Origin of the sequence: Allobosea psychrotolerans (assembly GCF_002917105.1) — a bacterium.
GTDB lineage: Bacteria > Pseudomonadota > Alphaproteobacteria > Rhizobiales > Beijerinckiaceae > Allobosea > Allobosea psychrotolerans.
In genome coordinates, this window is sequence record NZ_PQFZ01000011.1 from 14,635 (window position 1) to 40,584 (window position 25,950).

The following is a 25,950-nucleotide window of genomic DNA, read 5'->3' on the forward strand; positions in this document are numbered from 1 at the left end:
GACCATGACGACGGCGGAAACCAGGCTGGAGGCGGTCAAGCTCGATGGGGCCGGCCCGGTCTATGACCAGATCAGGCGGGCGATCCGCGATCTGATCCTGAATGGCGTCTGGTCGCCGGGCACTTCGGTCCCGCCCGAACACGCGCTGATGGAGCAGCTCGGCGCCTCGCGGATGACCGTGCACCGTGCCCTCGTCCAGCTCGCGCGCGAGGGCCTGATCACGCGGCGGCGGCGGTCGGGGACGATCGTGGCGAGCCCGCCGGCAAGCCACGCCATGCTCGACATCCTCTCGATTCCCGACGAGGTCAGGGGGCTCGGCCAGGCCTATGCCTATGAAGTCCTGTCGCGGCGCGATGGCCGTCCCTCAGTCGAGCTCGCCTCGCAATTCGGGCTGAAGCGCAGCGAGAGAGTAGCGCATCTCGTCACCCGGCATTTCAGCGGCGGCCAGCCCCATGTGCTGGAGGAGCGGGTGATCCATCTCGCCACGGTGCCTGCCGCCACTGATGAGGATTTCAAGGAGACGCCGCCGGGCGACTGGCTCTTGCAGCACAGCCTCTGGTCGCAGGCCGAGCACGCGATCAGCGCCATCGCCGCCGAGGCTGAGGAGGCTCGCCTGCTCGCCATCGAGGCCGGCACGGCCTGCCTGCTGGTCGAGCGCCGGACCTGGAACCAGGGCGCCCCGGTCACGGCAGTGCGGCTGCTCTATCCCGGCACGCGCCACCGCTTCGTCGGCCGCTTCGGGCCTTATGGGCAGGTTTGAACAAATGGATCGGTCTGAGCAAACCGTCGGCGACGCGAAACAAAAAGGGCCCGCCTTCCCAAGAGGAGGCGGGCCCTTTCTCTGAAAGCTGAGATCGATCAGCAGGCGTAGCGGTAGCGACGGCCATATTCGTCGCGGCCGTAGCAGGTGTCAGGCGTCGATGCGTTGCCGATGATCGCGCCGCCTGCACCGCCGATCGCAGCGCCCGCCAGCGCGCCGCCAGCGCGTCCTGTCGCGAGCCCACCGATGACAGCGCCTGTACCTGCGCCGATCAGGGCGCCAGCCCCCGTATTCTGCTCGCGCTGCGTGCAAGCCCCGAGGGAGGCGGCCAATGCGGCGAGGATTACGAGCTTCTTCATCAGATTTCTCCTTGGCGTCCGGGCATCGGCCGATGCCTTGCGCCCATAACGAGGGATGGCGGGGAAAGTTCCCCACATGAGGGCCCACGCGGTGCGCAGGCGATATCATTGGCTCCCTCGATTTGAACGGCAGATGAATTTTTGGCCGGAACCTTTTCCCGGGAAGCGACGTTTTCCAGTCAGCCTGCGGCGAGACAAGCCGCTCGAACCGGAGGAGCAACTGATGACAGCTGAAACCATGGCCGTCTCAACGAAGAATCCGCTGATCGCGGGAGCACGCGTCGCCGGTACCGACGTTTACAATGCGGCCGGGGAGCATCTCGGCGAGATCTATGACGTCATGCTGGACAAGCAGACCGGCAAGGTCGCTTACGCCATCATGTCCTTCGGCGGGTTCCTCGGACTCGGCGAGAAATATCACCCGATTCCCTGGAGCGTGCTCGACTACGACACCAATCGCGGTGGCTACGTCGTTCCGCTGACCAAGGACAAGCTTCAAGCGGCGCCCATGTATGACAGCGAGGGCGAGCCCGACTGGGACGACAAAGCCTATGGCAAGCGCGTCCACGATTATTACGGCACGATGCCCTACTGGATGATGTAGGGCCGGCCTTAAGCAGGTCGCGGCGGTTGCTATCCCCCCAGCCGAATCGCCGTGGCGGCGGGATGCGGGTCTTTATGACCCGCATCCCGCCCATTTTTTGGGGAGCGCAATCAGGGCGTGGCTCGTCTTGAATTCGACACGCGCGATCGCTTGATGATCGAGCGACGATTGCCCTCACGGTGAACCCAGGAGAGCGCCATGCAGATTCGCTACGGCTATCGTATCGAACTCGTCTGCCAGCAGGACTTGCCGCTGATCACCCTGCTCGACATTCATCCCTCGCGTCGCCATGACCTGATGCGGCCCGACGAGATGATGGTGACCGCGCTCAGCGATCCGCACCGGCCGGTGCCGATTTCGCAATATCTCGATCAATTCGGCAATATCTGCCGCCGCATCGTCGCCCCGACCGGCGGCGTCGCGCTTTACTCCGAAGGCGTCGTGCATGATTCCGGCGAGCCCGATCCGGTCAACCTCGCGGCTCGCGAAGTCCCGCCCTCGCGGCTTCCCGACGAGGCGCTCGTCTATCTGATGGGCAGCCGCTATTGCGAGACCGACAAGCTCGCGGCCCAGGCCTGGAGCCTGTTCGGCCAGATCGAGCCCGGCTGGCAGCGCGTTCAGGCGGTGGTCGATTTCGTCCACAATCACCTTACTTTCGGCTACCATTTCGCTCGCAACACCCGCACCGCCTTCGAGGCTTTCGAGGAGCGCATCGGCGTCTGTCGCGATTTCGCGCATCTGGCGGTCGCCCTGTGTCGTTGCCTGAACATCCCGGCGCGTTACTGCAATGGCTATCTCGGTGACATCGGCGTGCCGAAGGACCCGGCCCCGATGGATTTCAACGCCTGGTTCGAGGTGTTCCTCGGCGGCCGCTGGTACACATTCGATGCCCGTCACAACATGCCCCGGATCGGGCGCGTCGTGATCGCGCGCGGCCGCGACGCCACCGACGTCGCGATGCTCAACTCCTTCGGCCCGCATATCCTGCAGCGCTTCGAGGTTGTGACCGAAGAGGTCGAGGAGGCCCAGCCCGTTCACATGCTGCCAGGGGCTGGCCGTCACCATTGGCACCAGCCCGCCTTGTCATGACCCTGGCGGGTCTGGCATTCCCGACCGAACCGCAGCGGCTCCGGGATGAAACGTCGATGCACCATACCGTCGTGGTCAACGCCAAGGCAGGCACGGTCCTGGCTGCCGGTCCGGAGGCGTTCGCACAGCGCCTTCACGCTGCCTTCGCCATTCATGACTGTTCGGTCGCGGTCAAGCTCGTGCATCCGCGCGATCTCGGCGACGCGCTTGCCATGGCGATCAGGGACGAAACCTGCATTCCCGTCGTCGCCGGCGGCGACGGCACGATCAACGGCGTGCTGCCGGTCCTGCTCGAGGCCGGCCGGCCGGTCGGTGTGCTGCCGCTGGGCACCGTCAACGTGCTCGGTCGCGATCTCGGCCTATACGGCACGCTCGAGCATCAGATCGAGGCGCTCTGCAAGGGCGAGCCCGTCACCCTCGACATCGGCCGGGTCAATGACAGGCTGTTCCATTCCATTTCCGGGATGGGCTTCTTCAGCCTGATGGCACGCGAGCGCGAATATGCGCGAAGGCGCTTCCCCTTCAGCCGCCACGTCGCCTTTGCCGTCGCGGCGACGCGCTCGATCCTGTTCACGCGCTCGATTTCGGTCGAGATCCGCACCGCCGAAGGCGACCGCCGTGTCGAGGCCGACGCGGTGCTGGTGACCATCAACCGCTTCGACGGGGCCGAATGGCGGCGCGCCAAGCTCGATGGCGGCGTTTTCGAGGTCCATATCCTCAACGCCGGTGGGCTCTATTCGCGCTGCAAGGCCGCGCTGTCCGTCGTGACCGGCGGTTGGCGCCGCTCGCACAACCTGACCTCCTTCACCGCCGATGAGGTCACCCTGACGCGGCGCGACAAGAAGCGCGGGCATATCACCTTCGACGGCGAGGTCGAGCGCAAGGCCGGTGCCTTGGTCTATCGGCTGCTGCCCAAGGCGATCCGGCTCATCGGCGCACGCGCTCTTGTCTGAACGGCCGGGGCGACCCTACATCACCCTCAAGCCGTCAACCGCCGGAACCCGATGTCCTTCCTTCATCCCCGCTTCCTGGTTCCGCTCGCGGCAGGCTTTGCCTTCGTCGGCCTGGCGCTGCTCATCGTCTCCGGTCACAGCTTCGCCTTCGACAGTCGCCTCGTGCTGCTGCTGCGCGTGCCCGGCGACCCCGCGACCCCGCTCGGCCCGCTTTGGCTGGGCGAGGCGATGCGCGACCTGAGCGGGCTCGGCAGCTTCGTCGGCCTCGGCTTCATGACGATCACGGCGAGCCTGACGCTCTGGCTGTGCGGCTATCGCCGACTGGCGGTGGCGCTCGCCGCCAGCGTGGTCCTGGCGACGCTCGTCAGCACCGGGCTGAAGATCATGATCGGCCGGGAGCGGCCCGATATCGTCGCACATACGGCCCTGACCTTCACCGCGAGCTTTCCGAGCGGTCATGCCTTCCTCTCCGCAGTGACGCTGCTCAGCATTGCGGGCTTCATCGGCCTGGCGGCGCGGCGCGAAGACATTACGCGGCTTTGTGTCGGGCTCGCCTGGGCGCTGATCATCCTGATCGGCTTCAGCCGGGTCTATCTCGGCGTGCATTGGCCCACCGACGTCCTCGCCGGCTGGTGCCTCGGCGTTGCCTGGTCGAGCGTGGCCGTCGCCCTGCTCGGGCGCGGCATGGCAGTCGATGCGCCTGCCGCCCGCGGGGCGCGCCTGGCGCGCTGACGCAGCATGGCAAAGCGCTGCGAAGCGGAACTTTGCGGCGAAAGCGGGGTTGTCTGGCCGTCGCCGCCGTTCGCGACGCTCATTCGGGATCCATCATGCTCGCTTCGCGTAACCTTCTGCTCGCTCTCGTCGTGCTTCTCGTCGCCGGCCTCGCCGCCACGGGATACGCGCTCTATCAGGAGAAGAAGCAGCCCGACGGCGTGCAGATTTCGATCGGCAAGGACGGCTTGCAGATCAAGGAGAAATGATAGTGCCGACCGGGCGTTGCATCTCCCGCTGGTACCATTCTGAGCTTGCAGCCATTCGTTGAGCTGTCGTAACGTCATTTCGCATTCGACTGGAAACATCGGCTCCGGACCGACGTGAGATGGCAAAGCCAACGCCCGCAACGCCATCGGAGACGAGAAAGACCTATCGCGACGTCATCGTCGCTCCCGACGGCAAGGAGCTCACGACCTCTATCGACGATGTCATCGCGCTCGAAACGCGATGCATCAATATCAGGCGGCGGCATCAGAAACGCGCCAGACTGAAATTACCCGGCGGGACGCGGATCAGCCGGGATTGCAGCGGCTTGGCCATCTCGGGCGGCGGCATCAGAAGTGCCGCGTTCAGCCTGGGTGCCCTGCAGGCCCTGCACCAGAATGGCGCTCTGGCCGAAATCGACTATCTCTCGACCGTTTCCGGCGGCGGCTATGCCGGGACATCCCTGACATTGGGTCTGGATATCGGCGAGGGCGAATTCCCGTTCACGACCGATGACGGGGACAAAAGCGACAATCTCGCCGTCGCGCATCTGCGCAATTATTCCAACTACCTCATTCCCGGCGGCTGGCGCGATATCCTGGCATCCTGCTCCGTGATCTTGCGGGGGCTGGGCGCCAACCTGGCCATCGTCGCCGGTGTCCTGCTGGTCTGCGCCGGTCTCACGCTGGCGCTCAATCCCAACCAGGAGTCGCTGGCCCGTCCGGACTTCTTCGGCTGGGAGCAGTTTCCCGGCCATCCCGTCGCGTTGACGGAGCCTGAAAAGGCGAGCCTGGCGAGGAATGGGCAGGAGATCGCAGCCCTGAAATCCCAGCTCGCGCCGTTCGAGGAACTCAACCCGAAGAATGCGACGCTGATGGAGTTGGAGCGGAAAGCCGATCTCCACACACAGCTGCAATCGAGAACGAAGGACTTCGCCAATCTTCGCAAGAAAGCCGAACCGGCCGATTTCTTCTTCACCAAATTGTTTCTGCTGGTGTCTGTCTGCTTCCATGTCGGCTGGGCGCTGCTACGGAGCGGGCGTGGCGATTCGGCACCCGAATTCGTCGGAGCGGCGGCGCGCATTTCGCAGGCGCTGATGGCATTGACCGCACTGGCGGCGCTGTTCGAACTGCAGCCCTTCGCCTTGCGCGGCCTGTTCCTGCTCTACGTTCAGGAGGGGCCCGACAGCTGGCTCGGCCGGATTTCGCAGATCGTGGCGATCGTCACGCCTTATCTCGCGCCTGTCGCGGCGGCCTCGGCCTTCGCGAGCAACATCTTCGGGAGCATCCTGAAGACGAAGGAGGGAGAGAGCGGCCTCAAGCCGCTGCTCAGCCGGCTGATGTCGAAGATCATCCTGTTCCTGATCGCGCTGGCGCTGCCGATGACGCTGTGGGTGGCCTATCTCTACATCACCATCGCCGGGGACATTGGCTTCTCGTACCGCCCGGACTGGATGCAGTGGCTCGTCGGCGGACTCTGCGGCAAGCCGGATGTCGGCGCCCTGTCGGGCGGGGATACGAGGGATGCCTGTGCCGCAACCTATTTCTTCCCCTGGTTCTACACGGCGACCGGCCTCATCCTGACAGCCGGGACCTGGCTGTTCCTGACGCCCAACGGAAACTCGCTGCATCGGCTCTACCGCGACCGCCTGAGCAAGGCATTCCTGTTCGACCCTCGCAAGATACGGACGTTGAAGTCCGGCCGGAGCGTTTCGACGGATCCGCCCTGGCTCGACAATGCCGGTTTCACCGGGCTGCATCCGGCCTATGGGCCGTTGCATCTGGTCAATGCGGCCTTGAACATTCAGAGCTCGAAATACGTCAATCAGCGCGGCCGCAACGCCGATTTCTTTCAGTTCTCGCCGGTCTATTGCGGCAGCGCCAGCACCGGCTACATCCGCACCGACAAGCTCGTCGGCCACTGCGCCGGGATCGACCTCGCGACCGCTATGGCGATTTCGGGCGCCGCGGCATCCTCCAATATGGGGACGAACACGATGCGCGGCTTCTCCCCGACGCTCGCCTTGCTCAACATCCGCTTGGGCTACTGGATGACGAATCCGGCTTTCGTGCTGCAGGCCGGCACCAGCAGCGATGCGAACGACTGGTTCAAGCCCTACCTCCTCCAGGAGATGCTGAGCCTGCTCTCCGAGAAGAGCTCCCAAGTCTATTTGACCGATGGTGGCCACATCGAAAATCTCGGTCTCTACGAATTGCTGCGCCGGCGCTGCGCGCGGATCATCGTCGTCGATGCGGAGGCCGATCCACAACTTTCGTTCCGCTCGCTCGTCGAGGCGGAGCGTTATGCCCGGATCGACCTCGGTATCCGCATTACCTTGCCCTGGCGCGACATTCAGGCCAGTTCGCTCGCGGTCAACGAGGAATATGCAAAGGACCAAGGGCACGATCCGGTAAAGGCCGGCGAGCGCACCCATGTGGCGAGGGGCACGATCGAATACGGGCCGGATGATTATGGCGAGATCATCTACATCAAATCATCGCTCACGGGCGACGAGAACGACTACATCTTGGACTACAAGTCGCGCTATCCCGATTTTCCGCACGAAACGACCGGCGACCAGATGTTTTCCGAGGAACAATTCGAGTGCTACCGCGCCCTGGGCTTCCACGCCGCGCATGGCGCCTTGATCGCGCAGCCGCAGTCTGGGCCTGACTGGTAGCGAAGGCCGTCGCAGGCGGCCGGCTCGCTCAGCTATTGGCGAGGATCATGTTGCGGACGATCGGGTAGATCTGCCCGTCCCATTTCCGGCCGGAGAAGACGCCGTAATGGCCGACGCCGGCCTGCATGTGGTGGCGCTTGCGGAAGGGCTTCAGGCCGCTGCAGAGATCATGGGCCGCCGATGTCTGGCCGAGCGCGCAGATATCGTCGCGCTCGCCCTCGACGGTCAGGAGCGCGGTCTTGCGGATGGCGCTGCAATCGACCTTTTCACCGCGATAGGTCAGCGTTCCCGCCGCCAGCCGGGCCTCCTGGAAGATCCACTGCACGGTCTCCAGATAGAACTCGGCGGGCAGGTCGAGCACGGCGAAATACTCGTCGTAGAATTTCTTGATCGTCGCGGCGCTTTCGGTCTCGCCCGTGGCGAGATGGGTGAAGAGGTCGATATGGGCGTTGACATGGCGCTGCATGTTCATCGCCAGGAATGCGCCCAGCTGGATGAAACCCGGATAGACCTTCCGCCCCGCGCCGGCATAGCGTGACGGCACGGTCGCGATCAGGTTCTTGCGGAACCACTCGATCGGCTTGTCGTTCGCGAGCTTGTTGACTGCGGTCGGGTTGATGCGGGTGTCGACCGGCCCGGCCATCAGCGTCATGCTGCGTGGCTGGACGGGGCTGCCCGCCTGCGCCATCACGGCGGCCGCGGTAAGCACCTGCACGCAAGGTTGGCACACCGCGACGACATGGGTGTCTGGCCCCAGCTTTTCGATGAAGCTGATCAGCGTGTCGACATAGTCATCATAGCCGAAGGCGCCGGCCTCGAGACTGACGTCGCGGGCATTGTGCCAGTCGGTGATATAGACGTCATGGTCGCGCAGCAGCGTCGCCACCGTATTGCGCAGCAGGGTGGCGAAATGACCAGACATCGGCGCGACGACCAGGACTTTGGCCTGAACGGCGTTCGTGTCCTTGCGGAAGCGCAGCAGGCTGCCGAAGGGCAACGACAGCACGACCTCCTCGGTCACGGCCGCATCGTGATTGCCGGTGCGTACGCTGTCGATCTCGTAGGGCGGCCGCTCATGCGTCAGCCCGGCCCGCGCGATCATCTCATAGGCGGCGGCCGCGGCGCGGATGTCGACCGGCTGGCCCGTCATCGCCTTGGCGCCAAGCGCAGTCAGGGCGGCCTGAGCCATCATGCGGGCGGGATTGATGAGGTCGGACTGGGCCTGGTAGGCGGCATAGAGCATCAGCGTGCGACCTCGAAACGAGCGGAACCCGGGGCTGCGGCCGGCGGAGATGCCGCCCGCGGCCCGGTCCCGCATCCCTATGTTGCACTGCAAAAGCGCTCTTTCGCAAGATTGTTCTAAAGCAATCACACTTTGGAACATCTCTTGCTACGATCATCACCTCCTCCGAAGAGGACGCCTGCCAAGAGGACGCCAGCCATGACCGCCGCGACCCTGACCATCAGCAGCAAGAACTATTCGTCATGGTCGCTGCGCGGCTGGCTGCTCTGCCAGATGGCCGGGCTCGCGGTCGAGGAGCGCATGCTCTCGGTCGATGATCCCTCAGCCCGCGCCGAACTCCTGCTGCTGTCGCCGTCTTTCCTGGTGCCGTGCCTGACGCACGGCGAGATCAAGGTCTGGGACACGCTCGCCATTGCCGCCTATCTCGACGAGATCAATCCGCAAGCTGGCCTCTTGCCCAAGGACGCCAAGGCGCGCGCCCATTGCCGTGCCATCTGCGGCGAGATGCATTCGGGTTTCGCCAATCTGCGCTCGGCCCTGCCGATGAACCTGAAGGCGCATTATCCGGGCTTCAAGGTCTGGGCTGGGGCGCAGGCCGATATCGACCGTGTCACCGAGATTTGGCGCGATTGCCTGGAGACCTATGGCGGTCCCTATCTCTTCGGGGACAGGCTGACCATGGCGGATGCGATGTACGCTCCCGTCTGCCTGCGCTTCCTGACCTATGACGTGCCGCTCGATTCCGTCAGCCGGGCCTATTGCCAGGCGATCGCGCAATGGCCGGCGCTGAAAAACTGGATCGAGGCGGCGAAATCCGAGCCGGAGGAGCTGGAGGAACTCGACGCCGAGTTCTGAGCGGAATCGTCCATGATGCGCAAAAGGACTGAAGCGATAGCGACTGCTGCATTGGCCTTCGCGGCTCAAAGGCGTTACCACCACCCACGAAATCCATAATCGCCGTGGGAGGCCTGAGATGACCGAGATGTTCAAGAACCTGATCGCTGGCGAATGGGCCAGTGCCGGCAACGCCTCGCGCAACATCAACCCGTCCAACACCAATGATGTCGTCGGCGAGTATGCGCAGGGCTCCGTCGAGCAGATGAACGATGCGGTCGCGGCCGCCAAGGCCGCTTTCCCGGCCTGGAGCCGCTCGGGTCCGCAGGAACGCTACGAGATCCTGAAGAAGGCTTCCGACGAGATCCTCGCCCGCAAGGAAGAGCTCGGCCGCCTGCTCTCGCGCGAAGAGGGCAAGACCCTGGCCGAGGGCATCGGCGAGGCCGGCCGGGCCGGCCAGATCTTCGCCTTCTTCGCCGGCGAGTGCCTGCGCTTGTCGGGCGAGGCGATCCCCTCCGTGCGCCCTGGCGTCGGCGTCGAGATCACCCGCGAGCCGGTCGGCATCATCGGCATGATCACGCCCTGGAATTTCCCGATCGCGATCCCGGCCTGGAAGATCGCGCCGGCGCTGGCCTATGGCAATTGCGTCGTCATCAAGCCGGCCGATCTCGTGCCGGGCTCGGCCTGGGCGCTGGTCGACATCATCCAGCGCGCCGGCCTGCCCAAGGGCGTGCTCAATCTTGTCATGGGGCGCGGTTCGATCGTCGGCCAGGCGCTGCTGCAGCACAAGGACGTGCATGCGATCTCCTTCACCGGCTCGGTCTCGACCGGCCGCAAGGTCGCCGAGGCCTGCATCGCCTCCTCGCCGATGAAGAAGGTCCAGCTCGAAATGGGCGGCAAGAACCCGCTCGTGGTGCTGGACGACGCCGACCTCAAGATTGCGGTCGAGGCCGCCGTCACCGGCGCTTATTTCTCCACTGGCCAGCGCTGCACGGCGTCCTCGCGCCTGATCGTCCAGGCCGGCATCCATGACCGCTTCGTCGAAGCCTGCATCGAGCGCCTGAAGGGCGTCGTGGTCGACGATGCGCTTAAGAGCGGCACCCATATCGGCCCGGTCGTCGACCAGAGCCAGCTCGACCAGGACCTGAAATACATCCAGATCGCCAAGGACGAGGGCGGCAAGCTCGCCTGGGGCGGCGAGGTGCTCAAGCGCGAGACGCCTGGCTTCTATCTCCAGCCGGCCCTCTTCACCGAGACGACCAACGCCATGCGCATTTCGCGCGAGGAGGTCTTCGGCCCCGTCGCCAACGTCATCCGCGCCAAGGATTACGAGGAGGCGCTGGCCTTGGCCAACGACACCGAGTTCGGCCTCTCGGCCGGCATCTGCACCACCTCGCTGAAGCATGCGACGCATTTCAAGCGCAACAGCGAGGCCGGCATGGTGATGGTCAATCTCGCCACGGCCGGCGTCGACTACCACGTGCCCTTCGGCGGCCGGAAAGGCTCGAGCTACGGCCCGCGCGAGCAGGGCGCCTACGCCAAGGAAATGTATACCACGGTCAAGACGGCCTACACGCTGGCCTGAGCACTCGCACCCGGCTTCGTTTTGAAGGGCCGCGCCTTCGGGCGCGGCCCTTTTGCTGTCGGCCTGACCGTGTTGGCCGGGTTGACTTGGCCTGAGGCCAAACCTACAGCGCGGCGAGGCTGAGGATCGCCGGTTCGTCCGTGAAGTCTCGCCCTTCGATTGTGGGCCGTGCTTTCATGACGTGCGTTGCCGAAACCCTTGGTACCAGGACGGTCAGCCGGACCCGGTCGCAGCGCCTCCGCCGCAATGGCCGCGCCGCCTATCTTCGCTTCCGCCGCAATTTGCCGCGCCTGCTGCGCAGCGACGACATCTCGCTCGTGCTCCTGGCTGCGCTGATCGGGGCCGGGGCGGGGGGGCTCGTCACGGTGATGGTCGGCGTCTCCAAGGCGCTGCATGCCGCCTTCTTCGCGACGCGCCATGGCGAGGTCAGCGGGGCGGTCTTCGTCGATCCGCTGCGGGCCGTCGGCATGCCGGTTCTGGGCGGTCTGGTGATGGGGGCGATCGGCATCCTCCTGGCCCGCCGCGGCCGCGGCACGGTGGTCGATCCTGTCGAGGCGAATGCGCTCCATGGCGGGCGCCTGTCGCTGAAGGACAGCCTGATCCTGGTGGTCCAGACCATGGTCTCCAACGGCTTTGGCGCCTCTGTCGGCATGGAGGCGGGCTACACCCAGGGCGGCGCGGCCTTCGCGTCGGGCCTCGGGCGGCTTCTCCGTGTCCGGCGGGCGGATCTGCGCATGCTGGTCGGCTGCGGCACGGCGGGCGCGATCGCAGCCGCTTTCGACGCGCCCTTGACCGGGGCCTTCTATGCCTTCGAATTGATCATCGTGACCTATACGGTCGGCTCATTGGCGCCCGTCGTCGTCGCCTCGATCTGTGCGGTCGGCGTTACGCGGCTGTTCCTGACACCCGTCACATTGCAATTCGGCTTTTCCGGCCCGCTCTCGGGCTCCGATTACGTGCTTGTGATGCTCATGGGCATCCTCTGCGCGGGTCTCGGCATCGTGCTGATGCGCGGCGTCGCGCTCGCCGAGAGCCTGTTCCGCCGCAGCCGGATTCCGCTGGCACTGCGGCCTGCGGTCGGCGGCCTGCTCGTCGGCCTGATGGCGCTGGTGACTCCGGCCGTCCTCTCGTCGGGCCATTCGGCGCTGCATGTCGGCTTCGATGCCTATTATCCGGCGGGCTTTCTCGTCCTGCTGATCGTGCTGAAATCGCTGGCATCGGCGATCTCGATCGGCTCCGGCTTTCGCGGCGGCCTCTTCTTCGCCTCGCTGTTCATCGGCGCGATGTTCGGCAAGCTCGTCGCCGTGATCTGGATCACCGGCTTCGGCCTGCAGACGCCCTCCGTGGTCATCGCCGTCATCGGCATGAGCGCGATGGCCACCGCGGTCGTCGGGGGGCCGTTGACGATGTCGTTCCTGGCGCTGGAGACGACGGGCAGCCTGCCGCTCACGGTCGCGGTGCTGGCGGCGTCCGTCCTGTCCTCGATGACGGTGCGCCGGACCTTCGGCTACTCCTTCGCCACCTGGCGCTTCCATTTGCGCGGCGAAACCATCCGCAGCGCCGCCGATATCGGCTGGATGCGGGAATTGAGCGTCGGCCGGATGATGCGCCGGGATGTGCGCACCGTGCCGGCAACCCAGACGCTGGAGCAGTTCCGGCGCGATTTCCCGCTCGGCGCCAATCAGCGCGCCGTGCTCGTCGATGAACTGGGGCGCTATGCCGGCATCGTCCTCGTCGCCGACGCTCACGGCGCCGATGTCGCGGTCGGGACGATTGCGGAGCTTGCCCGCAATCGCAAGGACGTCCTCTTGCCCCATATGAACATCCGCGAGGCCGCCAGCCTGTTCGCGACCTCGCAGACCGAGGAACTGGTCGTCGTCGACGGCCGCGAAACCTTGCGGGTCCTCGGCCTGCTCACCGAGCAATTCGCCTTGCGACGCTACAACGCCGAGCTCGATCGGCAGAGCCGCGACCTGACCGGCGTTTGACCGGCGCTTGAGGCGTCAGAATCCTTCCAGCACGATCTTGCCCTTGGCGCGGTTGGTCTCGATCAGCGCATGAGCCCGCTTGAGATTGCCCGCATTGATCGTCCCGAAGGTTTCGCTCAGCGTGGTGCGGATCTTGCCGGCATCGACGAGCCGGGAGACCTCGCTGAGCAGATCGCCCTGCGCCTGCATGTCGGCGGTCTGGTGCAGCGAGCGGGCGAACATCATTTCCCAATGCAGCGACAGGCTCTTGCCCTTCAGCGGCATGACATCCAGCGCCGGAGCGTCGTCGATCACCGCGATCCGGCCCTGCGGCGCGATCAGTTTGATGATCTCCGGCAGATGGTCCAGCGTATGGGTGGTGACGAAGACGAGGCCGGGCGCGCCGATGCGCAGCGCCTCGACTTCGGCGGCAAGCGGCTTGCCATGGTCGATGACGTGGTGGGCGCCAAGTTCGCGGGCCCAGGCCTGCGTCTCCGGCCGCGAGGCGGTAGCGATCACGGTGAGGTCCGTCAGTTGCCGCGCCAGCTGGATCGCGATCGAGCCGACGCCGCCGGCCCCGCCGACGATCAGCAGCGCCTTCGCCGCGCCTGGAACCGCATCCGCGATCCTGATCCGGTCGAACAGGGCCTCCCAGGCCGTGATCGCGGTCAGCGGCAGGGCCGCGGCTTCCGCAAAGCTCAGGCTGGCAGGTTTGGCGCCGACGATGCGCTCGTCGATCAGCTGGAACTCGGCATTGGAGCCCGGACGGTCGATCGCACCGGCATAGAACACCGCGTCGCCGGGCTTGAACGCCTTCACCTCGGGGCCGACCGCCTTGACGACGCCGGCGGCGTCCCAACCCAGCACGCGCACCTCGCCCTCGGCCGGGCGGGCGTTCCTGCGGACCTTGGTGTCGACTGGGTTGACCGACACCGCCTTCACCTCGACCAGCAGGTCGCGCCCGGTCGCGACAGGCACGGGCAGGTCGAGATCGATCAGGCTGGTTTCCGAGCTGATGGGCTGCGGTTCACGATAGCCGATAGCGCGCATAATTTTTGTCTCCTGCGTTGCGATGCAGGCGAGATGCGCCTTACAAACGGGCTGTGCAAGAACGCACAATTTCCGCATATAGTATCGAAAAGGATACTGTGATGCCGCCTCGTTTCCAGAAGCCGTTCAACTCCCCGGCCTGCCCCGTGGAGGCAGCCCTGGGCCTGATCGGCGGCAAGTGGAAGGGGATCGTGCTCTACCATCTGCTCGGCGGCACGCTGCGCTTCAACGCTATTCGCCGTAGCGTTCCCGGCGTGACGCAGCGCATGCTGACTGCCCAGCTGCGCGAGCTGGAGGCGGACGGTCTCATCGTCCGCGTCGTCTATGCCGAGGTGCCGCCGCGCGTCGAATACAGCCTGTCGGACAAGGGCCGAACGCTGGAGCCGGTCATCATGGCGCTCAGGGCCTGGGGCGAGGAGCATGTGATGCCGTCGAATGATGCGGAGGCTGCCGCCTGAGGGTCAGTGGGGCGGCCTGAGGGTCAGTAGGGGAGACCGACATAGTTCTCCGCCAGCGCCGCCATGGCGTGGTCGGAGGAGACGAGATAGTCGAGTTCGGCGCGCTGCATGCGCTGGGCAAAGGCGCCGTTCTCCGGGAAATGGTGCATCAGCGAGGTCAGCCACCAGGAGAAGCGCTCGGCCTTCCAGATGCGCGCCAGCGCCTTGGCCGAATAGGCGTCGATGCCTGCGCCGGAACGCTCGACGAAGAACTCGATCAGCGCCTGCGACAGGTAATGCACGTCGCTGGCGGCGAGGTTCAGCCCCTTGGCCCCTGTCGGCGGCACGATATGGGCGGCGTCGCCGGCCAGGAACAGGCGTCCGAACCGCATTGGCTCCGCTACGAAGGAGCGTAATGGCGCGATCGATTTCTCGATCGAGGGACCCGTCACCAGCGCTTCCGCCGTGGCCGGGTCGAGCCGCCGGCGCAACTCGTCCCAGAAGCGCTCGTCCGACCAGTCCTCGACCCGCTGATCGAGTGCGCATTGCACATAATAGCGGCTGCGTGTGGCCGAGCGCATCGAGCAGAGCGCGAAGCCGCGCTCGCCGCCGGCATAGATCAGTTCATGCGAAACCGGCGGCACATCGGCGAGGAGGCCGAGCCAGCCGAACGGGTAGATGCGCTCGAAGCTCGTGATCGCGCTCTCCGCCACGCTGGCACGCGAGACGCCGTGATAGCCGTCGCAACCGGCGATGACATCGCAGTCGAGGCGCTTGGGAACGCCGTTCACGACATAGCTGACGAAGGGCTTGTCGCGGTCGAAATCGTGCAGCGCGACGTCTTCGGCCGCGAACACGGTCTGCCCGTTCTGGGTGGCGCGCTGGTCCATCAGATCGCGCGTCACCTCGGTCTGGCCGTAGACGGTGACATGCCCGCCTCCCGTCGCGCGGTCGAGCGCGATGCGGTGGCGCAGGCCGCCGAAGAGCAGGTCGAAGCCGTCATGCTTCAGCCCTTCGGCCTGGAGGCGCGCGCCTGCGCCGATCTTGTCGATCAGCCCGACCGTGCCTTGCTCCAGAACGCCGGCGCGGATGCGGGCTAGCACATAGTCGCGGCCCCTGCGCTCGAGGATGACGCTGTCGATGCCGGCCTGATGCAGCAATTGGCCGAGCAGCAGCCCGGCCGGGCCCGATCCGATGATGGCGACCTGTGTGCGCAAGCCGGCGTCTCCTCATGGCGCTGCCCGGCGCGTGCGCCCTCTGGAACGGGGTGCGTTGCGAATGGCCGGCGGCGCGGCAGGAGATAAGTTGCCATAGCAACTAACTTCTGGAAAGAGCCTCCTTGAGGCCGTGCATGACGGCGAGCCGGATCATCCGATGGGGATGACGTCGACAGCGACGCCGACCTTCTGCGAGCCGGGGCCGATCAGCACGCCGTCGAGCGGCGAGACATCGGCATAATCGCGGCCGAAGGCGGTGACGATATGGTCGTCGGCGACGATCAGGTCATTGGTCGGGTCGAGCCCGACCCAGCCGGTCTCCGGCCCGCACCAGAGCATGACCCAGGCATGGCTCGCATCCGAGCCCTCGAGACGCTTCTGGCCCGGCGGCGGGATCGTGCGGATATAGCCGCTGACATAGGCGGCGGGCAGGCCGAGCCCGCGCAGGCCGGCGATCATGATATGCGCAAAATCCTGGCACACGCCGTGGCGCTGGTGGAAGGCCTCGGCCAGCGGCGTCGTAACCTCGGTTGCATCGGGATCGTAGGTGAAGTCGGCACGGATGCGCGCCATCAGTTCGCAGGCCGCCTCCAGCACCGGTCGCAGCGGCGAAAAGCTCTTGCGGGCATAGTCGACGACCTCGCTGACCGCAGGCACCAGTCGGCTCGGATAGAGGTGGTGCGTCGGCGAATCGGGCGCGAGGCTCGTCGAGGCCAGGGCCAGCGCGCCGACCTCCTCCCAATGCCGGGTCAGGCCCGGAAAGGGCGGCGCGGGCCGGTTGACCTCGACGCGGGCGCGCATTTCGACCTTCAATTCGCGATGCGCCTTGGAGATCGTCAGCGTCGTCATCTGGTTGCCGAAGAAGCAGATCCCGTCGATGCGGTCGGCCGGGCGCGGCGTCACGACGAGGTCGCTCTTCCGCACCGTCTGGCCGCCATCGTTGCGTGGCAGGAGGCGCAGGATGCAGCGCGCGAACGGCACCGGACGGCTATAGCCGTAGGTGGTCAGGTGACGAACGTCGTAGATCACGCGATGCCTGTCAGCCTCGAGCCTTCCGGCCCGCTGTTCTGGAGGAAGTAGCGGTCGGCGATCGCGCTCGACAGCCCCATCAGCAATTGCTCGAACAGCAGGATGCTGGTGCGGTCGAGCCGGCTAGCCTCCGATGTCCGGCATTCGGCCGCGAGCTTCAGCACGAGCCGGCGCGGCGCTTCCAGCATGCCGTCCTCCGTCAGCGACGGAAGATGCGCGATCTCGATGTCGAGACGATCGACCTGGAAGGCGACGGAGCGGGGATTATAGGGGTCGAGCATGACCAGATCGAGCACCGGCTGCAGGCTCGCGCCGAGCATGTAGCGCGAGCGGTAGGTGATCTGCGAATCGGTCAGGTCGAGCAGGGCGTCGAGGCCGTCGCTCGGGGCCGTCGTCTCGGCGAAATGGCGGGCGAAGCGGCAGGTCGCGATGCCGCGCTCCAGTCGCCGGCCGATGTCGAGGAAGCGCCAGCCCGCGCCGCGCACCATGTTCTCCTGGCTCAGGCCGGAGAAGGCGGCGAGCGTCTTCAAGGCGCGGTCCGCAACCTCGTAGACTTCGCCCTCGCTGGGCTGCCGTCCGGGCTCGAGTGTCAACTGACGCTGCAGATCGCCGAACAGCCGCCAGGCATCGATCGAAAGCCGCTCGCGGATGACGGAGGCGGTGCGCCGCGCCTCGCCGACATTGGCGCGGGCCGAGCCGTATTCGGCCGCGTCATAGAGCGCTGAGGTCGCCTGCACCAGAACCGCCGAGCCCTTGTCTCCGGCGAGATTGCGGGCTGCCGCGCCTCTCCCCGTCGCAGCTTTGGCCGCAGGCGCCGCGCCCCAGGCGACCAGGAGATTGGCGAGGCGGCGCACCGTGTCGGGCCGGGCGGGATTGGTCGTGTCGGCATCGATCAGGCGGCCGAGCAAGGCGCGCACGAGCCGCAGCGTCGCCTCCGTTCGCTCGAGATAGCGTCCGAGCCAGAACAGGTTGTCGGCGGCGCGGCTCGGCAAGGTCCCGACGACGCGGCGGATCGCGATGCGGTCGCTGGTGGGCAGCAGGCTGACTTGCTCGACAGGCGTATCCGAGGTGACCCAGACATCGCTGGAGCGCACGCCGCTGCGCATGCTGACGGCGCGGGCATCAGGCTCGTCAGAGATGCGGCAGAAGCCGCCGGGCATGACCTTCCAGCCGTCGGGCGTGGCGGCAGCGAAGACGCGCAAGGTGACCGGGTGCGGCTGCAAACGGCCGTTCTGGAAGACCGGCATGGTCGAGAGCCGCACCACCTCCTGGCCGACATAATCCATCCCGCGCGCCTCGATCCGTGCCCGCAAGGCGGCGCGCTCGGCCGCCGGCAGTTCTCCCGCCAGGATCGGATCACTGTCGAGCCCGCTCCCGGCGGAGCGGAAGGCCGGCGCGATGCTCATCTCGTCCAAACGGTCGAGCACGGCGGCGCGCTCGCGCGGCTGGCCGCACCACCAGGTCGCGACATTGGGCAGAATCATCTCCTCGCCGAGAAGCTGCTTGCCCAGCTTGGGCAGGAAGCCCATCAGCGCGCGTGCCTCGACGACCCCGGAACCGAGCCCGTTGGCGACATGGACATGGCCCTGGCGCACCGCCTGCACCAGCCCGGCCACGCCCAGCGCCGAGCGCGCATTCAGTTCGAGCGGGTCGGAGAAATCGCCGTCGATGCGCCGCCAGATCACGTCGGCGCGCTTGGGCCCGGCGATGGTGCGGACATGGATGCGGCCGTCGCGCATCACCAGGTCGCCGCCTTCGACGAGCAGGAAACCGAGATAGCGCGCAAGATAGGCCTGCTCGAAATAACTCTCGTTCAGCGGGCCCGGGGTCAGCAGGCAGATGCGCGGCTCGACGCGCCTGGACTTGGCGACGAGCCCGGCGCGGAAGCCCTGGAAAAAGGTGGCGAGCCGCTCGATGTTCATCGTCCGGAACAGGTCGGGAAAGGCGCGCGCCAGGGCCAGCCGGTTCTCCAGCGCGTAGCCGGCGCCCGACGGCGCCTGGGTCCGGTCGCCCAGTACCCACCAGCGCCCGTCCGGCCCGCGGCCGAGATCGGCGGCGTAGAGCTGCAGGGAGCCGCCATCCGGCGCGCCGTGGAGCGGGCGCAGATAGTCCGGGCTCCCCGTGACGACGGCTGCCGGCAGCAGGCCCTTCGCGACCATCTCGCCGGGGCCGTAGATGTCCTCGAGCAACGAGGCCAGCAATTGCGCGCGCTGCGCCACGCCGGCCGCGATGGTCTGCCACTCCGCGCCGGTCATCACCAATGGCACATGGCTCAGCGGCCAGGCGCGTTCGCCGGCCTGCGGATCGCGCTCGTCGACATCGCCATGGACGCGGTAGGAGACGCCGGTGTCGTGGACATGGCGGTCGGCGAGGCCGAAGCGCTGGTTGAGCTCGTCCTGCGAGAGCGCGCTCCATTCCGTCAGGAACGGCTCCCAATGCGGGCGGATGCTGCCATCCTGCGCCATGAACTCGTCATAGGCGCCCGGCAGCGGGCGATAGCCGGCCAGCAGGGCGTTGCGCCGCTCCGCTTTCACGCGCGTCGACGGTGATCGGCCCTGCAACGCCATCGTTTGCGTCTACACTCCTGTGGGGCGTCGCAAATCCAGGGTGAGCGGGAATTCGACGCTGCGCTCTTCCGGCGGAATCGCCAGCGCGCCGGGACTATGCCCGATCGCTTCGAAACGCGCGAGCCGCCGCGCCTCCGCTTCGTAGGAATTCACGGGAGGAGTTTCATAATTGCGCCCTCCGGGGTGGGCGACATGATAGACGCAACCTCCGAGCGAGCGCCCGACCCAGCTGTCGACGATGTCGAAGGTCAGCGGTGCATGCACCGGAATCGTCGGGTGCAGGCCCGAACTCGGCTGCCAGGCCTTGAAGCGCACGGCGGCGATCGCCTCGCCGGCACTGCCGCTCGGCGTCATCGGCATGCGGCGGCCATTGCAGGTGATGAGATGGCGACCGGGCACGAGCCCCTTGGCCTTGACCTGCAGCCGCTCCACCGAGCTGTCGACATAGCGCACTGTGCCGCCGATCGCGCCTTCCTCGCCCATGACATGCCAGGGCTCGAGCGCCTGGCGCAGTTCGAGTTCGACCCCGCCATGCTCGACCTTGCCGTAGAACGGGAAGCGGAATTCGGCCTGCGCCTCGAACCAGACCGGATCGAAGGCGTAGCCGGCGCGGCCGAGATCGGCGAGCACGTCCTTGAAATCCTGCCAGACCAGCTCGGGCAGCATGAAGCGGTCATGCAGTGTCGTGCCCCAGCGCACCAGGCTGCCGCTCTGCGGTTCGCGCCAGAACCAGGCGACCAGAGCCCGGATCAGGAGCTGCTGCGCCAGGCTCATGCGCGCATCCGGCGGCATCTCGAACGAGCGGAACTCGATCAGCCCGAGGCGGCCGGTCGGTCCATCCGGCGAATAGAGCTTGTCGATGCAGATCTCGGTGCGGTGCGTGTTGCCGGAGACGTCGACCAGGAGGTTGCGGAACAGCCGGTCGACCAGCCAGAGCGGAATGCTTGGCGCGCCCGGTCCCGGCACTTGCGCCAAGGCGATCTCCAGCTCGTAGAGCTGGTCGAAACGCGCCTCGTCGATGCGCGGGGCCTGGCTCGTCGGGCCGATGAAGAGGCCTGAGAACAGGAAGGACAGGGAGGGGTGCCTGTTCCAGTACAGGATGATGCTCTTGAGCAGGTCCGGCCGGCGCAGGAACGGGCTATCGGGCGGCGTCACGCCGCCGAGCACGACATGATTGCCGCCGCCGGTGCCGGTATGGCGGCCATCGACCATGAACTTCTCGGCGCAGAGCCGCGACTGCCGCGCCTCCTCATAGACGCCGCGCGTGATCTCCACCGCTTCGCGCCAGGTCTTGGCCGGGTGGATGTTGACCTCGATCACGCCGGGGTCGGGCGTGACCTTGATGACGTTGAGGCGCGGGTCGTTTGGGGGCGAATAGCCCTCGATATGGACGGGCAGGTTCAGCTCCTGCGCCACGGCCTCGACGCTGGCGATCAGCTCCAGATAATCCTCCAGCTTCTCGACCGGCGGCAGGAAGACGCACAGGATGTTGTCGCGGACCTCGAGGCTCAGCGCCGTACGAACATGCTCGCCGCCGATCTCCTGCTCGGTGCGGTCCTGCGCGTGGCCTTCGCCCTGTGTCTCGACCGGGCGCGACATCTGGTGATGCGCGGGCGCGGCGACCGCGGGCGCGGCTTGCGCGCCGTTCATGGCCGCGGGCGCCGTCCCGCCGCCGCCCAGGCTGGCGGCCGGCGGCAGCGGCCCGCGCGGCTCCATCGGATCCTGCGGGTGGATATGGGGAAACTCGTCCTTCGGCACGACCGGCAGCGAGCCGAGCGGCAGGCGGTAGCCCACGGGCGAGTCGCCCGGCACCAGGAAGAGCTTGCCGCGCCGGAGCTTCCACTTCTCGGAGCGCCAGCGCCGGTCGCCGGCCTGGGACTGCCAGCGCTGCACCGGAATGACATAGCCGCGCGGCTTGCCCAGCCCGAGCTGGAAGACCTGCGCCATGCGCGCACGCTCCTCCGGGTCGGCGAGGCGCGGGTCGAGCGGGTCGACATTGTCGGGAAGCTGCGCCTCCTTCAGCAGCCAGTGGCCGGTATCCTCATAGGCCGGCAGCACATAATCGGCGCCCAGCCCCAGCCTCTCCGAGAGGCCGGCCGCCAGCGCCTCGGCGTCGCGGATCGAGGCGGCGGCCTCCAATTCGCGGTCGGCGCCGGTCGGCGCGCCGGGTTCGCGTGCGATCAGCGCCGCGTCGCGCCAGATCGGTTCGCCGTCAGTGCGCCAATAGAGTGCGAAGGCCCAGCGCGGCAGGCTCTCGCCCGGATACCATTTGCCCTGGCCGTAATGCAGCATGCCGCCGGGCGCGAAGCGCTCGCGCAGGCGCCGGATCATCACATCGGCACGCTGGCGCTTGGTCGGGCCGACGGCGGCGATGTTCCATTCCTCGCCGATCTGGTCGTCGATCGAGACGAAGGTCGGCTCGCCGCCCATGGTCAGGCGGACGTCGCCGGCCTTCAGATCGGCCTCGACCTTTTCGCCGAGTGCGTCGAGCTCGCCCCAGGACGTGTCCGAGAAGGGCAGGGTGATGCGCGGCACCTCATGCACGCGCGCCACGCTCATCGAGAAATCGAAGGTCGTCTCGGCATAGCTCGCGACGCCTGAGACCGGCGCGGCGGAGCGGTAATGCGGCGTCGCCGCCAGCGGCAGATGCCCTTCGCCGGTGAGCAGGCCCGAGGTCGGGTCGAGCCCGATCCAGCCGGCGCCGGGGATGTAGATTTCCGCCCAGGCGTGCAGGTCGGTAAAATCCTTGTCGGTGCCGCGCGGGCCTTCCAGCGGGTGGATATCCGCCTTCATCTGGATCAGGTAGCCGGAGACGAAGCGCGCGGCGAAGCCGAGATGGCGCATGATCTGGACGAGCAGCCAGCTCGTATCGCGGCAGGAGCCGGATTTGATGTCGAGCGTGTGCTCGGGCTCCTGGACTCCGGGCTCCATGCGGATGCCATAGGCGATGCCTTGCGCCAGCCGGGCATTGAGATCGACGATGAAGTTTACCGTGTTCGTCGGCTCGCGCGGGATCGTCGCGAGATAGGCCGCCAGAAGCGGACCTGCCGGCTCGGTGACGAGATAGGGCGCAAGCTCCGCGCGCAACTCCTCGGGATAGGCGAAGGGGAAGATCTCGGCGTCGGTCTCGACGAAGAAGTCGAACGGATTGATGATCGAGAGCTCGGTGACGAGGTCGACCTCGATGCGGAATTCCTTCACCGGCTCGGGAAAGACGAAGCGCGCCAGCCAGTTGCCGCTGGGATCCTGCTGCCAGTTCACGAAATGCTCGGCCGGCGTGACCTTCAGCGAATAGCTGTTGATCGCGGCCCGGCAATGCGGCGCCGGCCTCAGGCGGATGATCTGCGGCCCCAGCGTGACCGGCCGGTCATAGCTGTAATGGGTAACGTGGTTCAGCGCGGCGATGATGGCCAAGGCTTGGCACCTGCTTGTCGTCGCCCGGCGGGGCGCCGGGCCATGACACGTTAGCGATGCCGGCAAAACCCGCAAAGGCGCAACTTGCGCAAGGGCACGCCGGCAATCGCGGCGACTGCGCAAGAATTAGGCAGTTCTCCACAGCGCTTGCCTCGGGCCTCCTTGCGGAGCCGCTGGACATCGCCGGGCAACTGGTTCCACATTGGACTGAACGGCCACTGAAAGGCCGGCGAAATCAAACGATGGGGATTTCCATGCGTCATGTTGCGAGATTGCTGACGGTATCGGCCTTTACGGCGTTGATGGCGACCACCGCCATGGCGCAGACGCCGAAGGACACGGTCGTGATGGCCAAGCAGATCGACGATATCATCTCGCTCGATCCCGCCGAAGTGTTCGAATTTTCCGGCGGCGAGGTCGTCGGCAATGTCTACGACAAGCTGGTGCGGTTCGATCTGGCCGATCCCTCCAAGCTCTATGGCGATCTCGCCGAGAGCTGGAGCATCAGCCCCGACAGCAAGACCTACACCTTCAAGCTCAAGCCCAACGTCAAGTTCCACTCGGGCAACCCGCTGACGGCCGCCGATGTGGTCTACTCCTTCCAGCGTGCTGTCGTGCTCAACAAGTCGCCGGGCTTCATCCTGACCCAGTTCGGCCTGACCAAGGACAACGTCACCCAGATGGTGAAGGCGGTCGACGACAAGACCGTCACCATCACGGTCGACAAGCCCTATGCACCGAGCTTCTTCCTGAACTGCCTGACCGCCAACGTCGCGGTGATCGTCGATTCCAAGCTGGTCAAGGCGAACGAGAAGGCCGGCGATTTCGGCTATGAGTGGCTCAAGCAGAACTCCGCCGGCTCGGGCGCCTACAAGCTGCGCGCCTGGCGCGCCAACGAGCAATACACGCTCGAGGCCAACCCCGACTGGTTTATGGGCGCGCCGAAGGTGAAGCGCGTCGTCGTGCGCCATGTCGCCGAGCCCGCCTCGCAGCGGCTGCTGCTGGAGAAGGGCGATGTGGACTACGCCCGCAACCTGTCGAAGGACCAGCTTGATTCGATCAAGAGCAATGCCGACATCGTCCAGCAGGTCGGCGACAAGGGCTACATCCTCTATCTCGGCCTCAACCAGAAGAACCCCAATCTCGCCAAGCCCGAGGTGCGCGAGGCGCTGAAATACCTGGTCGACTACGATTCGATCGAGCGCAACATCGTGGCCGGCACCTACAAGCCGCACCAGGCCTTCCTGCCCAAGGGCTTCCTCGGCGCCATCGACGACCGGCCCTACAAGTTCGACCCGGCCAAGGCCAAGGAGCTGCTCGCCAAAGCCGGCCTGCCGAACGGCTTCTCCGTCACCATGGACACCCGCTCGGTCAACCCAATCACCGACATCGCCCAGGCGGTCCAGGCGAACTGGGCCCAGGCCGGCATCAAGCTCGAACTGATCCCCGGCGACGGCAAGCAGACGCTGACCAAATATCGTGCACGCACGCACGACATCTATATCGGCCAGTGGGGTCCCGATTATCAGGACCCGCACACCAACGCCGAGACCTTCGCCATCAACGAGAACAATGCCGAGGACGCCCGCTCCAAGACGCTCGCCTGGCGCAACGCCTGGGACATTCCGGAGATGAGCAAGAAGACCGGCGCGCTGGTCTTCGAGACCGACAGCGACAAGCGCAAGGCCGGCTATGAGGCCATTGAGCGCGAGCACCAGAAGGTCTCGCCCTTCGTCATCATGTTCCAGCAGGTCGAAGTCGCCGCCCACCGCAAGAATGTCGATGGGCTGATCCTGGGGCCGGGCTCGGCCAGCAACCTCTACTCGACGCTCAGCAAGAACTGAGATCGGACCTCCGATCGAACCGCCGCGGCTTTCAAAGCCGCGGCGGGGTTCTTGCTTGGACTTGGTCTTCCAGTGGGTGGGATTGTCCTGCGGGCTTCCTTCCACGGCGTGGCACGAGAGCCGGATGATGTCGGATGCGGTCACAGAGTGATCCGATCTGACATCTGAATCCGTCGCTCATCTCAGAGTGAGAGCAGGATCAATGCGAAAAGCCGGTTCCCACTTTTTCGCATTCTGCTCGACGACGCGCCCGCGTTGCCGCGGTTTCGTAGAATTGGTCGGGTGAATGGCGATTTCAAACATAGGTTGGGGTGGACGGAGCGCAGTCTGGGGTCGCATCGCCGGGCGCGAGCTCAGCACGGTGGCGATCACCTTTTTCGGCCTGCTGCTCGTCACGTTCCTGATTGCCCGCGTGATCCCGATCGACCCGGTGCTGGCGGTCGTCGGAGACAACGCAAAAGCCGACGTCTATGACGCAGCCCGCGCCGCGCTCGGCCTCGACAAACCCCTCTGGCAGCAATTTGCCACCTATGTCGGCAAGGTTTTCACCGGCGATCTCGGCAAGTCGGTGCTGACCTCGAATCTCGTCACCGACGACATCAAGCGCGTCTTCCCCGCGACCCTGGAACTGGCGACGCTCGGCACGCTGATCGGCGTCTCGCTCGGTGTGCCCCTTGGCGTGCTCGCAGCGGTCTATCAGGGCCGCTGGCCCGACCAGCTTGCGCGCCTGATCGGCCTGTTCGGCTATTCCGTCCCGGTGTTCTGGTTCGGTCTGATGGGCCTGCTCCTGTTCTACGCCAAGCTCGGCTGGGTCGCCGGGCCTGGCCGCATCAGCGTCGCCTATCAGGACTTCGTCGACCCGATCACCGGCGTCCTCGTCATCGACGCTGCCCTGCAGGGGGAATGGGAGGCGTTCCGCGATGCCTGGTCCCATCTCATCCTGCCCGCGGCCGTGCTCGGCCTGCTCAGCGTTGCCTATATCAGCCGCATGGCGCGCAGCTTCATGATCACCGAGCTGCAGCAGCAATATGTCATCGCCGCCCGGGTGAAGGGCATGTCGGAGTTCCGCGTGATCTGGCGCCACGCGCTGCGCAACGCCTTCGTGCCGCTTATTACCGTGATCGCGCTCTCCTATGCGCAGCTGCTCGAAGGCTCGGTGCTGACCGAGACGATCTTCGCCTGGCCGGGGCTCGGCCGCTACATCACCAACTCCCTGCTGAACGCCGACATGAACGCCGTGCTGGGCGGCACCTTGGTGGTCGGCGCGGTTTTCATCGGCGTCAACCTGCTGTCCGACATCCTCGGCCGGCTGGTCGACCCCAGGACGCGGTGAGGGCGCG

General features: G+C 66.1%; 20 protein-coding genes. 13 read left to right on the forward strand and 7 right to left on the reverse strand.

All coding sequences use genetic code 11. The annotated features are described in order from the left end of the window. Positions 1 to 4: 4 nt before the first annotated feature. On the forward strand, positions 5 to 760 hold the full coding sequence (gene hutC, locus CYD53_RS18165; RefSeq protein ID WP_245928326.1) for a histidine utilization repressor: 756 nt from the start codon (positions 5 to 7) through the stop codon (positions 758 to 760). A gap of 98 nt (positions 761 to 858) precedes the next feature. On the opposite strand, the gene CYD53_RS18170 is transcribed toward hutC, so the two are convergent. After that, complete coding sequence (locus tag CYD53_RS18170; protein ID WP_069690024.1) at positions 859 to 1,119, reverse strand: glycine zipper domain-containing protein; 261 nt, start codon at positions 1,117 to 1,119, stop codon at positions 859 to 861. A gap of 223 nt (positions 1,120 to 1,342) precedes the next feature. Here CYD53_RS18170 and CYD53_RS18175 point away from each other — a divergent pair, with 223 nt between their 5' ends. From CYD53_RS18175 to CYD53_RS30750, 6 genes are all read left to right on the forward strand, one after another. Next, on the forward strand, positions 1,343 to 1,723 hold the full coding sequence (locus CYD53_RS18175) for a PRC-barrel domain-containing protein (protein WP_245928306.1): 381 nt from the start codon (positions 1,343 to 1,345) through the stop codon (positions 1,721 to 1,723). A gap of 198 nt (positions 1,724 to 1,921) precedes the next feature. After that, entirely contained in the window at positions 1,922 to 2,812 is an 891-nt protein-coding gene (locus CYD53_RS18180; protein ID WP_103719505.1) for a transglutaminase-like domain-containing protein, read from the forward strand. Positions 2,813 to 2,868: 56 nt separating this feature from the next. Beyond that, entirely contained in the window at positions 2,869 to 3,765 is an 897-nt protein-coding gene (locus CYD53_RS18185; RefSeq protein WP_181011926.1) for a diacylglycerol/lipid kinase family protein, read from the forward strand. 51 nt (positions 3,766 to 3,816) lie between these two features. Continuing rightward, positions 3,817 to 4,497: a phosphatase PAP2 family protein gene (locus CYD53_RS18190; RefSeq protein ID WP_103719507.1), complete on the forward strand. Its 681-nt coding sequence runs from the start codon at positions 3,817 to 3,819 to the stop codon at positions 4,495 to 4,497. Between the two features lie 95 nt (positions 4,498 to 4,592). Next, positions 4,593 to 4,745 carry a hypothetical protein gene (locus CYD53_RS30365; protein WP_181011927.1) on the forward strand — a complete coding sequence of 51 codons (153 nt, stop codon included), beginning with the start codon at positions 4,593 to 4,595 and terminating at the stop codon, positions 4,743 to 4,745. A 119-nt stretch (positions 4,746 to 4,864) separates the two neighbouring features. Further along, a complete protein-coding gene (locus CYD53_RS30750) occupies positions 4,865 to 7,423 on the forward strand; it encodes a patatin-like phospholipase family protein (RefSeq protein ID WP_245928307.1) in 2,559 nt (852 codons plus the stop codon). 28 nt (positions 7,424 to 7,451) lie between these two features. Here the strand turns inward: CYD53_RS30750 and CYD53_RS18200 are convergent, their stop codons facing one another. Continuing rightward, entirely contained in the window at positions 7,452 to 8,666 is a 1,215-nt protein-coding gene (locus CYD53_RS18200; RefSeq protein ID WP_103719644.1) for a polyhydroxyalkanoate depolymerase, read from the reverse strand. 198 nt (positions 8,667 to 8,864) lie between these two features. On the opposite strand from CYD53_RS18200, the gene CYD53_RS18205 reads away from it, so the two are divergent. The 3 genes from CYD53_RS18205 to CYD53_RS18215 all read left to right on the forward strand — a co-directional run bounded on the left by CYD53_RS18205 (position 8,865) and on the right by CYD53_RS18215 (position 13,073). Continuing rightward, entirely contained in the window at positions 8,865 to 9,521 is a 657-nt protein-coding gene (locus CYD53_RS18205) for a glutathione S-transferase family protein (protein WP_103719508.1), read from the forward strand. Positions 9,522 to 9,639: 118 nt separating this feature from the next. Next, positions 9,640 to 11,085, forward strand: a complete 1,446-nt coding sequence (locus CYD53_RS18210; RefSeq protein ID WP_103719509.1) for an aldehyde dehydrogenase family protein — start codon at positions 9,640 to 9,642, stop codon at positions 11,083 to 11,085. Positions 11,086 to 11,261: 176 nt separating this feature from the next. After that, positions 11,262 to 13,073, forward strand: coding sequence for a chloride channel protein (locus tag CYD53_RS18215; protein WP_103719510.1), 1,812 nt, complete (start codon positions 11,262 to 11,264; stop codon positions 13,071 to 13,073). 15 nt (positions 13,074 to 13,088) lie between these two features. Here the strand turns inward: CYD53_RS18215 and CYD53_RS18220 are convergent, their stop codons facing one another. Next, positions 13,089 to 14,102, reverse strand: coding sequence for a zinc-binding alcohol dehydrogenase family protein (locus CYD53_RS18220; RefSeq protein WP_103719511.1), 1,014 nt, complete (start codon positions 14,100 to 14,102; stop codon positions 13,089 to 13,091). A 101-nt stretch (positions 14,103 to 14,203) separates the two neighbouring features. On the opposite strand from CYD53_RS18220, the gene CYD53_RS18225 reads away from it, so the two are divergent. Continuing rightward, complete coding sequence (locus tag CYD53_RS18225; RefSeq protein WP_103719512.1) at positions 14,204 to 14,560, forward strand: winged helix-turn-helix transcriptional regulator; 357 nt, start codon at positions 14,204 to 14,206, stop codon at positions 14,558 to 14,560. A 23-nt stretch (positions 14,561 to 14,583) separates the two neighbouring features. Here the strand turns inward: CYD53_RS18225 and pobA are convergent, their stop codons facing one another. From pobA to CYD53_RS18245, 4 genes are all read right to left on the reverse strand, one after another. Continuing rightward, positions 14,584 to 15,756, reverse strand: a complete 1,173-nt coding sequence (gene pobA, locus CYD53_RS18230) for a 4-hydroxybenzoate 3-monooxygenase (protein ID WP_103719513.1) — start codon at positions 15,754 to 15,756, stop codon at positions 14,584 to 14,586. A 150-nt stretch (positions 15,757 to 15,906) separates the two neighbouring features. Next, entirely contained in the window at positions 15,907 to 16,785 is an 879-nt protein-coding gene (locus tag CYD53_RS18235) for a transglutaminase family protein (RefSeq protein WP_103719514.1), read from the reverse strand. After that, positions 16,782 to 19,352 carry a circularly permuted type 2 ATP-grasp protein gene (locus CYD53_RS18240; protein WP_103719515.1) on the reverse strand — a complete coding sequence of 857 codons (2,571 nt, stop codon included), beginning with the start codon at positions 19,350 to 19,352 and terminating at the stop codon, positions 16,782 to 16,784. Before CYD53_RS18240 ends, CYD53_RS18235 begins: the two co-directional genes overlap by 4 nt. A 9-nt stretch (positions 19,353 to 19,361) precedes the next feature. Beyond that, the gene (locus CYD53_RS18245; RefSeq protein ID WP_103719516.1) at positions 19,362 to 22,766 is read right to left on the reverse strand and encodes a transglutaminase family protein; all 3,405 of its coding nucleotides are present in this window, start codon (positions 22,764 to 22,766) and stop codon (positions 19,362 to 19,364) included. Between the two features lie 254 nt (positions 22,767 to 23,020). Here CYD53_RS18245 and CYD53_RS18250 point away from each other — a divergent pair, with 254 nt between their 5' ends. Beyond that, positions 23,021 to 24,610 carry an ABC transporter substrate-binding protein gene (locus CYD53_RS18250; RefSeq protein ID WP_103719517.1) on the forward strand — a complete coding sequence of 530 codons (1,590 nt, stop codon included), beginning with the start codon at positions 23,021 to 23,023 and terminating at the stop codon, positions 24,608 to 24,610. Between the two features lie 286 nt (positions 24,611 to 24,896). Continuing rightward, positions 24,897 to 25,943 carry an ABC transporter permease gene (locus CYD53_RS18255; RefSeq protein ID WP_103719518.1) on the forward strand — a complete coding sequence of 349 codons (1,047 nt, stop codon included), beginning with the start codon at positions 24,897 to 24,899 and terminating at the stop codon, positions 25,941 to 25,943. Positions 25,944 to 25,950: the final 7 nt, after the last annotated feature.

Coding starts and splice junctions, on each gene's coding strand:
- hutC (WP_245928326.1), top strand. CDS start 5: ATGACGACGGCGGAAACCAGGCTGGAGGCGGTCAAGCTCGATGGGGCC.
- CYD53_RS18170 (WP_069690024.1), bottom strand. CDS start 1,119: ATGAAGAAGCTCGTAATCCTCGCCGCATTGGCCGCCTCCCTCGGGGCT.
- CYD53_RS18175 (WP_245928306.1), top strand. CDS start 1,343: ATGACAGCTGAAACCATGGCCGTCTCAACGAAGAATCCGCTGATCGCG.
- CYD53_RS18180 (WP_103719505.1), top strand. CDS start 1,922: ATGCAGATTCGCTACGGCTATCGTATCGAACTCGTCTGCCAGCAGGAC.
- CYD53_RS18185 (WP_181011926.1), top strand. CDS start 2,869: ATGCACCATACCGTCGTGGTCAACGCCAAGGCAGGCACGGTCCTGGCT.
- CYD53_RS18190 (WP_103719507.1), top strand. CDS start 3,817: ATGTCCTTCCTTCATCCCCGCTTCCTGGTTCCGCTCGCGGCAGGCTTT.
- CYD53_RS30365 (WP_181011927.1), top strand. CDS start 4,593: ATGCTCGCTTCGCGTAACCTTCTGCTCGCTCTCGTCGTGCTTCTCGTC.
- CYD53_RS30750 (WP_245928307.1), top strand. CDS start 4,865: ATGGCAAAGCCAACGCCCGCAACGCCATCGGAGACGAGAAAGACCTAT.
- CYD53_RS18200 (WP_103719644.1), bottom strand. CDS start 8,666: ATGCTCTATGCCGCCTACCAGGCCCAGTCCGACCTCATCAATCCCGCC.
- CYD53_RS18205 (WP_103719508.1), top strand. CDS start 8,865: ATGACCGCCGCGACCCTGACCATCAGCAGCAAGAACTATTCGTCATGG.
- CYD53_RS18210 (WP_103719509.1), top strand. CDS start 9,640: ATGACCGAGATGTTCAAGAACCTGATCGCTGGCGAATGGGCCAGTGCC.
- CYD53_RS18215 (WP_103719510.1), top strand. CDS start 11,262: ATGACGTGCGTTGCCGAAACCCTTGGTACCAGGACGGTCAGCCGGACC.
- CYD53_RS18220 (WP_103719511.1), bottom strand. CDS start 14,102: ATGCGCGCTATCGGCTATCGTGAACCGCAGCCCATCAGCTCGGAAACC.
- CYD53_RS18225 (WP_103719512.1), top strand. CDS start 14,204: ATGCCGCCTCGTTTCCAGAAGCCGTTCAACTCCCCGGCCTGCCCCGTG.
- CYD53_RS18240 (WP_103719515.1), bottom strand. CDS start 19,352: ATGGCGTTGCAGGGCCGATCACCGTCGACGCGCGTGAAAGCGGAGCGG.
- CYD53_RS18250 (WP_103719517.1), top strand. CDS start 23,021: ATGCGTCATGTTGCGAGATTGCTGACGGTATCGGCCTTTACGGCGTTG.
- CYD53_RS18255 (WP_103719518.1), top strand. CDS start 24,897: ATGGCGATTTCAAACATAGGTTGGGGTGGACGGAGCGCAGTCTGGGGT.